At 74.2% G+C, this 10,548-nt stretch carries 1 protein-coding gene; it reads left to right on the plus strand.

Features of this window, described 5'->3' with window-relative positions; all coding sequences use genetic code 11:
- Nucleotides 1-12 precede the first annotated feature (12 nt).
- Entirely contained in the window at nt 13-10,524 is a 10,512-nt protein-coding gene (locus tag J8403_RS27700) for a type I polyketide synthase (RefSeq protein WP_211125545.1), read from the plus strand.
- The last annotated feature ends 24 nt before the right edge of the window (nt 10,525-10,548 follow it).

Raw genomic sequence — 10,548 nt, forward strand, 5'->3', positions numbered from 1 at the left:
GGTGACGTTTCCGTGGCTAGCGCGAACGAAGAGAAGCTTCTCGACAATCTGAAGTGGATGACCACTGAGCTGCGCCGGGCCCGTCGCCGCCTGACCGAGGTGGAGGCGGACGCGCAGGAACCGATCGCGATCACCGCGATGAGCTGCCGGTTCCCCGGTGGCGTCGGTTCGCCCGAGGACCTGTGGCACTTGGTCGCGGAGGGCGGTGACGCCATTTCCGGATTCCCCGCCGACCGCGGCTGGGACATCGAGGGGCTGGCCGATCCGGACCCCGACCGCAAGGGCACCTTCTACAACAGCGGCGGCGGATTCCTCGACGGCGCCGCCGAATTCGACCCCGCGTTCTTCGGCATTTCGCCGCGCGAGGCCCTGGCCATGGACCCGCAGCAGCGGCTGCTGCTGGAAACCTCCTGGGAGGTTTTCGAACGCGCGGGAATCGACCCGACCTCCGTCAAGGGCAGCCGCACCGGCGTCTATGTGGGCGCCTCGGCGATGGGTTACGGCTCGGACGTTTCGGGCGCGCCGGAGGAGCTGGAGGGGCTGCTGCTCACCGGCGGCGCCACCAGCGTGCTGTCCGGCCGTATCGCCTACACCTTCGGCCTGGAGGGCCCGGCCGCCACCATCGACACGGCCTGCTCGTCGTCGCTGGTCGCCCTGCACTGGGCGGCCCAGGCGCTGCGGCAGCGCGAATGCTCGCTCGCCCTCGTCGGCGGCGTCACCGTGATGCCCAACCCGGACGTCTTCGTGGAGTTCAGCCGCCAGCGCGGCCTCGCCCCCGACGGCCGCTGCAAGTCCTTCGCCGCCTCGGCGGACGGCACCGGCTGGTCCGAGGGCGTCGGTGTGCTGCTGGTCGAGCGGCTGTCGGACGCCCGCAAGAACGGTCACCCGGTACTCGCGGTCGTGCGTGGCAGCGCGGTGAACCAGGACGGCGCGTCGAATGGTCTGACGGCGCCGAACGGCCCGTCGCAGCGCCGCGTCATCCGCCAGGCCCTGGAGAACGCCCGGCTGTCCGCCGCCGAGATCGACGTCGTCGAGGCGCATGGCACGGGTACGACCCTGGGTGACCCGATCGAGGCGCAGGCGCTGCTGGCCACCTACGGCCAGGAGCGGCCCGAGGGCCGGCCGCTGTGGCTGGGCTCGCTCAAGTCCAACCTGGGCCACGCCCAGGCGGCGGCGGGTGTCGCGGGCGTCATCAAGATGGTCATGGCGATACGCCACGGCATCCTGCCCAAGACCCTCCACGTCGACCAGCCGTCCCCGACCGTCGACTGGTCGGCGGGCGAAGTGTCCCTGCTGACCGAGGCCCGCCCCTGGGACGAGACCGGCAGGCCGCGCCGGGCCGGCATCTCGGCCTTCGGCGTGAGCGGCACCAACGCCCACACCATCCTGGAGCAGGCCCCCGAGCCGGAGGCCGAGGAGCCGTCGGCCACGGACGGGGACGCCACCCCGGCCCCGGTCGTCACCGCCACCGTGCTGCCGTGGGCCCTGTCCGCCGGAAACGCGGCGGCGCTGCGCGACAACGCCCGCCGCCTCGCCTCCCACCTCGACCGCCACCCCGCCCTCGGCGCCACCGATGTGGCCTATTCGCTGGCCACCGGCCGGGCGGCGCTGGAGCGTCGTGCGGTGGTCGTGGGCGAGGACCGCGCCGGGCTGCTGTCCGGGCTGGAGGCGCTGGCGCGGGGGGAGTCCGCGCCGGGGCTGGTCCAGGGTGTTGTCGCCGAGGGCGAGCTGGCGTTCCTGTTCACGGGGCAGGGCAGCCAGCGGCTGGGGATGGGGCGTGAGCTGTACGACGCCTATCCGGTGTTCGCGGAGGCGCTGGACGCGGTGTGTGCGGAGCTGGACCCGCACCTTGAACGGCCTGTGAAGGACGTCCTGTTCGGGGACGATGCCGAGGCGCTGGACCGGACCGGTTTCACCCAGCCCGCGTTGTTCGCGGTCGAGGTGGCGCTGTTCCGTCTCGTTGAGGCGTGGGGTCTCAAGCCCGACTATCTGTCGGGGCATTCGATCGGTGAGCTGGCCGCCGCGCATGTGGCGGGTGTGCTGTCGCTGGCGGATGCGGCGAAGCTGGTGGCGGCGCGTGGCCGTTTGATGGAGGAGCTTCCGGCCGGTGGCGCGATGATCGCGGTGCAGGCGTCGGAGGACGAGGTGACGCCGCTGCTGGCCGAGCGGGTCGGCATCGCCGCCCTCAACGGGCCCACTTCCATCGTCATCGCAGGCGATGAGGACGCGGCGCTTGAGATCGCGGCGGGCTTTGAGGCGCGGGGTCGGAAGACCAAGCGGCTCACGGTCAGCCACGCCTTCCACTCGCCGCGTATGGACGGGATGCTGGAGGCGTTCCGGCAGGTGGCGCAGGGGCTGTCGTACGAGGCTCCGAAGATCCCGATCGTGTCGAATCTGACCGGTGGCGTGGTGTCCGCCGACGAGATCACGACCGCTGACTTCTGGGTGCGCCACGTCCGCGAGGCCGTCCGCTTCCTCGACGGCGTCCGCACCCTTGAGGCCAAGGGTGTCACCACCTTCATCGAGCTGGGCCCGGACGGTGTGCTCACCGCGATGGCGCAGGAGTGTGTGACCGACTCCGCGTCGGACGCCGCGTTCCTCTCCGCGCTGCGCAAGGACCGTCCCGAGGCCGAGGCGCTGACCACCGCCATCGCCCGCGCGCAGGTGCGCGGTGTGACGGTGGACTGGGCCGGGTTCTTCGCCGGTCGGGGCGCGGAGCAGGTGGATCTGCCGACGTACGCCTTCCAGCACGAGCGGTTCTGGCTGGAGCCGGGTGCCGGCTCGGTGGGCGATGTGGCCTCTGTGGGGCTGGAGTTGGCCGGACACCCGTTGCTGGGTGCGGCGGTGCCGCTGGCCGAGACCGATGGGCTGGTCTTCACGGGTCGGCTGGGTGTGGATACGCATCCGTGGCTGGCCGACCATGTGGTGCGGGACACGGTGGTGCTGCCCGGCACCGCGTTCGTGGAGCTCGCCGTGCGCGCCGGTGACCAGGTCGGCTGTGACCTGCTCGACGAGCTGACCCTGCACGCCCCGCTGGTGCTGCCCGCACGCGGTGGCGTCCGGCTGCAGCTCACGGTGGGCGCGCCCGACGGCGCCGGACGGCGGTCCCTGACCGTGCTGTCCCGCGCGGAGGACGCCCCGGCCGAGGAGCCGTGGACGCGGCACGCCGACGGTGTGCTCGCCTCGGGCGCGCCCCGGCCGTCGTTCGCGCTGACCGCGTGGCCGCCGCAGGACGCCGAGGCGGCCCGTACCGAGGAGCTGTACGCGGCCCTCGCGGACGGTGGTCTGCGGTACGGCCCGGTGTTCCAGGGGCTCACGGCCGCCTGGCGGCGCGGGGACGAACTCTTCGCGGAGGTACGGCTGGAGGAGTCCGCCGCCTCCGACGCGCAGGCGTACGGACTGCACCCGGCGCTGCTCGACTCGGCGCTCCACGCGCTCGGCATGGACGGCCCGGGCGACGGCGAGAGCCAGGGCGGGCGGCTGCCGTTCGCCTGGAGCGGTGTGTCGCTGTACGCGAGCGGCGCCTCGGCGCTGCGGGTGCGGCTGGTGCTGCGGGGCGCGGACGGGGTCCGGCTGGAGATCGCGGACTCGGCCGGTGCGCCGGTCGCCGCCGTGGACTCGCTGGTCCTGCGCGCCGTGTCGGCGGAGCAGGTGCGGGCCGCGCGGGCGGCGTACCACGAGTCGCTGTTCCGCGTGGAGTGGACCGAACTCCCGGCCGCAGCGGGCGCCGGCGCGCCCGGCGGCAGCCGGTGGGCGGTGCTGGGCACGGATCCGTTCGGGTTGGGTGCTACGGCATACGCGGACCTCGCGGAGCTGGGCGAGGCCCTCGATTCCGGCACGGCGCTGCCGGAGTACGTAGTGGTGTGCCCGGCACATCAAGCCCGTCCGGGCGTGCATGCGGACGGCGCGGCATCTGAAGGCCCGGGTGCGGCAATTCAAGCCCGTCCGGCGATTGAGGACACGCCCGAAGGGCGTACCCACCCGCACGCGGACGGCGCGGCACTCGAATGCCGGGGTGCGGCATCTCCAGCGCGTTTTGAGGACCGGGGCCAAGGGGCGGAGCCCATTGTTTCGGGAAGGGGCGGGGTGGGGGAAAGCCCCTCGCCCGCCACCACGGCGCATCAGGCCACCACCCAGGTGCTGGGGCTGCTCCAGCAGTGGCTGGCCGACGGCCGCTTCACGGACTCACGTCTGGTCCTGCTGACCTCGGGGGCCGTGGCCATCGAGGCCGGTGAGCCGGTGGTGGACCTCGCGGGCGCCGCCGTCCAGGGGCTGCTGCGCACGGCGCAGGCCGAGAACCCGGACCGCTTCGTCCTGCTGGACACCGACGGCCAGGACGCGTCGTTCGCCGTGCTTCCGGCCGCGCTGGCGGCGGGCGAGGAACAGCTCGCCGTCCGTGCGGGCGTGGCCCGTATCCCGCGGCTGGCCAGGGTGCCGGTCGCGGAGGAGACGGCGGCCACCAAGGACGCCTTCGACTCCGAGGGCACGGTGCTGGTCACCGGCGCCTCCGGTTCGCTGGGCGGGCTCGTGGCCCGGCATCTGGTGGCCGAGCGTGGCGTGCGGCACCTCCTGCTGGTCAGCCGCCGTGGTGGCGAGGCCCCGGGTGCGGCCGAACTCGCCGCTGAGCTGGCCGAGTTGGGTGCCCACGTGGCGTGGGCGGCCTGCGATGTGGCGGACCGGGACGCGCTCGCCGCGGCCCTCGCCACCGTCCCCGCAGAGCATCCGCTGACCGCCGTGGTGCACACCGCCGGTGTGCTGGACGACGGTGTGATCGGCTCCCTCACCCCCGAGCGCGTCGACCACGTCATGCGTCCGAAGGTGGACGCGGCCTGGAACCTCCACGAGCTCACCCGCGGCCTCGATCTGACGGCCTTCGTCCTGTTCTCCTCCGCCTCGGGTGTCTTCGGCACCCCCGGCCAGGGCAACTACGCGGCCGCCAACGCCTTCCTGGACGCCCTCGCCGCACACCGCCGCGCCGAGGGCCTTCCGGCCGTCTCGCCGGCCTGGGGCCCCTGGGCGGGCGCCGGTATGGCCGGTGGCCTGGACGAGGCCGACATCAGCCGGATGCGGCGCGCCGGACTGCCGCCGCTGTCCCCGGCCGAGGGCCTGGCGCTCCTGGACGCCGCGCTCGCCACGGACGAGGCGGTGCCGGTCCCGATGCGCGTGGACGCCGTGGCGCTGCGCGCCCAGGCCGCGGCGGGCGCGCTCGCGCCGCTGCTGCGCGGGCTGGTGCGGGTCCCGGTGCGCCGCGCGGTGGACGCGGCCGCGGGCGGCGGTTCCGCGCTGGCGGAGCGGCTGGCCGGGCTGAGCGCGGCCGAGCAGGACCGGCTGCTGCTGGACCTGGTCCGTACGCAGGTGGCGGCCGTCCTCGGCTATGCGGGCCCGCAGGCCGTGGAGGAGGGCCGGGCCTTCAAGGACCTGGGCTTCGACTCCCTGACCGCCGTCGAACTGCGCAATCTGCTGCGCGAGGCGACCGGGCTGCGGCTGCCGCCCACGCTCGTCTTCGACTACCCCACCTCGACCAGCCTGGCGGGCCATCTGCGCGAGGAGATCGTCGGGGAGGCGGCCGACGCGATCGTCCCCGACCGGGTGATCAGCGCGGTGGACCGCGACGACCCGATCGCGATCGTCGCGATGAGCTGCCGCTTCCCCGGCGGTGTGCGGTCGCCCGAGGAGCTGTGGCAGCTGCTGGTCGACGGTGACGACGCCATCACCCCGTTCCCCGCCGACCGCGGCTGGGACCTCGCCACCCTCTACAGCGACGACCCCGACCTCGAGGGCACCAGCTACACCCGCGAGGGCGGCTTCCTGCACGACGTGGCCGACTTCGACGCCTCGTTCTTCGGCATCTCGCCGCGCGAGGCCCTGGCCATGGACCCGCAGCAGCGGCTGCTGCTGGAGACCACCTGGGAGGCGTTCGAGCGGGCCGGGGTCGACCCCGCGTCCCTGCGCGGGAGCCGTACCGGCGTCTACATCGGCTCCAACGACCAGGACTATCTGACGCTGTGGCTGAACGAGCCGCAGGGCCTCGAAGGCCACCTCGGCACCGGCAACTCCTCCAGCGTGGCCTCCGGCCGGCTCTCCTACGCCTTCGGGCTCGAAGGCCCGGCGGTCACCATCGACACGGCGTGCTCGTCGTCGGTGGTGGCGCTGCACCTGGCCGCGCAGGCGCTGCGCAACGGCGAATGCTCGATGGCGCTGGCCGGAGCCGTCACGGTCATGTCGACACCGGGCGCCTTCCTGGAGTTCAGCCGGCAGCGCGGATTGGCCGCCGACGGCCGGATCAAGGCGTTCTCCGGTGACGCGGACGGCACCAACTGGGCCGAAGGCGTGGGCCTCTTCCTGGTGGAGCGGCTCTCCGACGCGCGCAAGAACGGCCATCCGGTGCTCGCCGTCCTGCGCTCCACCGCCATCAACCAGGACGGTGCGTCGAACGGTCTGACCGCGCCCAACGGCCCGTCCCAGCAGCGCGTCATCCGCCAGGCCCTCGCCAACGCCGGTCTGTCGGCCACCGACATCGACGTCGTGGAGGCCCACGGCACCGGCACGACGCTGGGCGACCCGATCGAGGCGCAGGCGCTGCTGGCCACCTACGGCCAGGACCGGCCCGAGGACCGGCCGCTGTGGCTGGGCTCGGTGAAGTCCAACATCGGCCACACCCAGGCCGTGGCGGGCGCCGCCGGCATCATGAAGATGGTCATGGCGATGCGCCACGGTGTGCTGCCGCGGACCCTGCACGTCAGCGAGCCGACCCCGCACGTCGACTGGTCGGCGGGCGACATCGAGCTGCTGACCGAGGCCCGGCCCTGGCCGGAGACCGGCCGTCCGCGCCGCGCGGGGGTGTCGTCGTTCGGCTTCAGCGGCACCAACTCGCACGCGATCATCGAGCAGGCCCCGGCCATGGACACGGTCGCCGCGCCCGCTCCGGAGCGGTCCCTGCCCGTCCTCGCCTGGCCGGTCTCGGGCCGTACCGAGGACGCGCTACGGGCCCAGGCCGCACGGCTGCGCCCCTCCGTGGACGCCTTCGTGGGCGCCTCCGGGGACACCGGCGCCGACGGGCCGCGCCCGCTCGACCTCGCCTACTCCCTGGCCACCTCCCGTGCCGCCCTGGAACACCGGGCCGTGGCGCTCGGCCGGGACGGCGGCATCCTCGGCGAGCAGCTCGCGGCACTGGCCGACGGGCGCGGCGCCACGGGGCTCATCGAGGGCTCGGTGACCGGTGGCAAGCTCGCCTTCCTCTTCACCGGGCAGGGCAGCCAGCGGCTGGGGATGGGGCGTGAGCTGTACGACGCCTACCCGGCGTTCGCGGACGCGCTGGACGCGGTCTGCGCGGAGCTGGACACCCGCCTTGAACGGCCTTTGCAGGACGTGCTGTTCGGGGACGACGCCGAGGCGCTGGACCGGACCGGCTTCACCCAGCCCGCGCTGTTCGCGGTCGAGGTGGCGCTGTTCCGGCTGGTGGAGGCGTGGGGGCTGAAGGCGGACTTCCTGTCGGGCCACTCGATCGGTGAGCTGGCCGCCGCGCATGTGGCCGGTGTGCTGTCCCTCGCAGACGCGTGCACGCTGGTGGCCGCGCGGGGCCGGCTGATGCAGGAGCTGCCCGCCGGTGGCGCGATGATCGCCGTCCAGGCGTCGGAGGACGAGGTGACGCCGCTGCTCAGCGAGCGCGTCTCGATCGCCGCGCTGAACGGGCCGGCGTCGGTGGTCATCGCGGGTGACGAGGACGCGGCTCTGGAGATTGCCGCTGGTTTCGAGTCGCAGGGTCGTAAGACCAAGCGGCTCACCGTCAGCCACGCCTTCCACTCGCCCCGCATGGACGGCATGTTGGACGCGTTCCGTGAGGTGGCGCAGGGGCTGTCGTACGAGGCTCCGCGCATCCCGATCGTCTCCAACCTCACCGGTGCCATCGTCTCCGCCGAGGAGATCACCAGCCCGGACTTCTGGGTGCGCCACGTCCGCGAGGCGGTCCGCTTCCTCGATGGCGTACGGGCGTTGGAAACCCACGGCGTCACCACCTTCGTGGAGCTGGGCCCCGACGGCGTCCTGACCGCCATGGCCCAGGAGTGCGTCGCCGACGCCGAGGTGGCGGGCTTCGCCGCCGCGCTGCGCAAGGACCGCCCCGAGGCCGAGACCCTCACCGCCGCGCTCGCCCAGGCGTATGTCCGGGGCGCCGAGGTGGACTGGGCCGGGTACTTCGCCGGGACCGGCGCCCACCGCGTCGACCTGCCGACGTACGCGTTCCAGCGCCGCCGCTACTGGCCGGAGTTCGCCCTGGAGACCGGAACCCCGGCCGAGGGCGCGGTGGACGCGGTGGACGCGCGGTTCTGGGAGGCCGTGGAGCGCGAGGACTGGGAATCGCTCGCCACCGAGCTGCGGGTCGAGGGCGACCAGCCGCTCAGCGCGGTGCTGCCCGCCCTGTCGACGTGGCGCCGCACCCAGCGCGAGCGGTCCGCCGCCGACGGCCACCTCTACAACGTGGTGTGGAAGCCCCGTTCGCAGGGTCCGTCGGGCTCCCCGGCCCCGGCCGGCACCTGGCTGACCGTCGTCCCCGCACACCACGCCGACGACCCGCGGATCACCGCCGTGGCCGAGGACCTGACGCGGCGCGGGGTGCGGATCGTCCGCGTCGAACTGGACGCCACGGACACCGACCCCGCGGCCGTGGCCGCCCGCCTCGCCCAGGCGTCGGCCGACGGCCCGGTGGCCGGAGTGCTCTCCCTGCTGGCGCTGGACGAGCGGCCGCACCCGGAGCATCCGGCGGTGCCGGTCGGCCTCGCGCTGACCGGTGCGCTGGCCGAGGCGCTGGCGCTGCCCGGGTCTCCGGCGCCGCGGGGCGAGGACGCCCCGGCGCGGCTGTGGTGCGCCACCCGGGGCGCGGTCGCGACCGGCGGCGCCGACCGGCTGGACAGCGCGACCCAGGCCCAGGTCTGGGGCTACGGCCGGGTCGTGGCCCTGGAGCAGCCCGAGCGCTGGGGCGGTCTGGTCGATCTGCCGGAGACCCTGGACGAGCGGGCGCTGGACCGGCTCGCGGCCGTGCTCGCCGGGGCCGACGACGAGGACCAGGTGGCGATCCGCGCCACCGGGGTCTTCGTACGCCGCCTCGTCCCGGCCCCGCGCGACGCGGCCACCGCCGCCGCCGAGCCCTGGACGCCGCGCGGCACCGTGCTGGTGACCGGCGGCACCGGCGCCCTGGGGCGGCATGTCGCCCGCTGGCTGGCCCACCACGGCGCGGAGCGGCTGGTGCTGCTCAGCCGCCGGGGCCCCGACGCGCCGGGCGCGGCCGAGATCGTGGCCGAACTCTCCGGCACCGACACCGCCGTGACCGTCGAGGCATGCGATGTGGCCGACCGCGACGCGCTCGCCGCGCTCGTGGAGAAGCTGGCCGCCAACGGCACCCCGGTGCGTGCCGTGGTGCACTCGGCCGGGATCTCCCAGGAGCCCGGCACCGGCACCGAACTCCCCGAGTTCGCCCGGATCGTGGCGGCCAAGACCACCGGGGCGGTCCACCTCGACGCCCTCTTCGGCGAGGACGCCGAGCTGGACGCCTTCGTGCTCTTCTCCTCGATCGCCGGGGTGTGGGGCAGCGGTGGCCAGGGCGCGTACGCGGCCGGAAACGCCTTCCTCGACGCGCTGGCCGAACAGCGCCGGGCCCGCGGGCTCACCGCCACCTCCGTGGCCTGGGGCCCGTGGGCGGAGGGCGGGATGGCCGCCGAGGGCGACGCGGAGGAGCAGCTGCGCCGCCGTGGACTGCCGCCGATGGCACCGGAGCTGAACATGGTCGCCTTCCAGCGGGTGCTCTCCCGCGAGGAGACGGCCGTGACGGTGGCCGATGTCGACTGGGAGCGGTTCGCCCCGGCCTTCACCGCCGCCCGCCCCCGCCCGCTGATCGACGATCTGCCGCAGGTCGCCAAGGCCCTGCGGGGCGGCGGCGAGGCCGAATCGGCCGACACGGCGGCGGCCGACGGCGCCTCCGCGCTGCGCGAGCGGCTCGCCCAACTGGCCGTGGCCGACCGTAAGGACGCGGTGCTGGAGGTGGTCCGCAGCCATGTGGCCACCGCCCTCGGCCACGCCTCCGCCGACGAGGTCGGGGCCGGACGCGCCTTCAGCGAGCTGGGCTTCGACTCGCTCACCGCGGTCGAACTGCGCACCCGGCTCGGCGCCACCACCGGCCTCAAGCTGCCCGCGAGCCTGGTCTACGACTACCCGACACCGGCCGCGCTCGCCGAGCATCTGCTGACCGAGCTGATCCCGGACGGACCCGGCCACGGCCCCGGCAACGCCCCCGCCCATGTGGACACCGATCCGCAGGACGCCGAGCTGCGCCGCACCCTGGCCACCATCCCGATGGGGCGGATCCGGGAGGCGGGGCTGCTGGACACGCTGCTCCGGCTGGCCGATCCACAAGCAGCCACTTCCGATCCCAGCCGCGTCGAGGACGAGGCGGAGTCCATCGACGAGATGGACGTCCAGCACCTCATCGACATGGCGCTCGACCTCGACAGCCTCGACGGCAACGATTCCTGACGCGGGCCCAAGCACGGAGTACAC

Source organism: Streptomyces yatensis (assembly GCF_018069625.1).
GTDB lineage: Bacteria > Actinomycetota > Actinomycetes > Streptomycetales > Streptomycetaceae > Streptomyces > Streptomyces yatensis.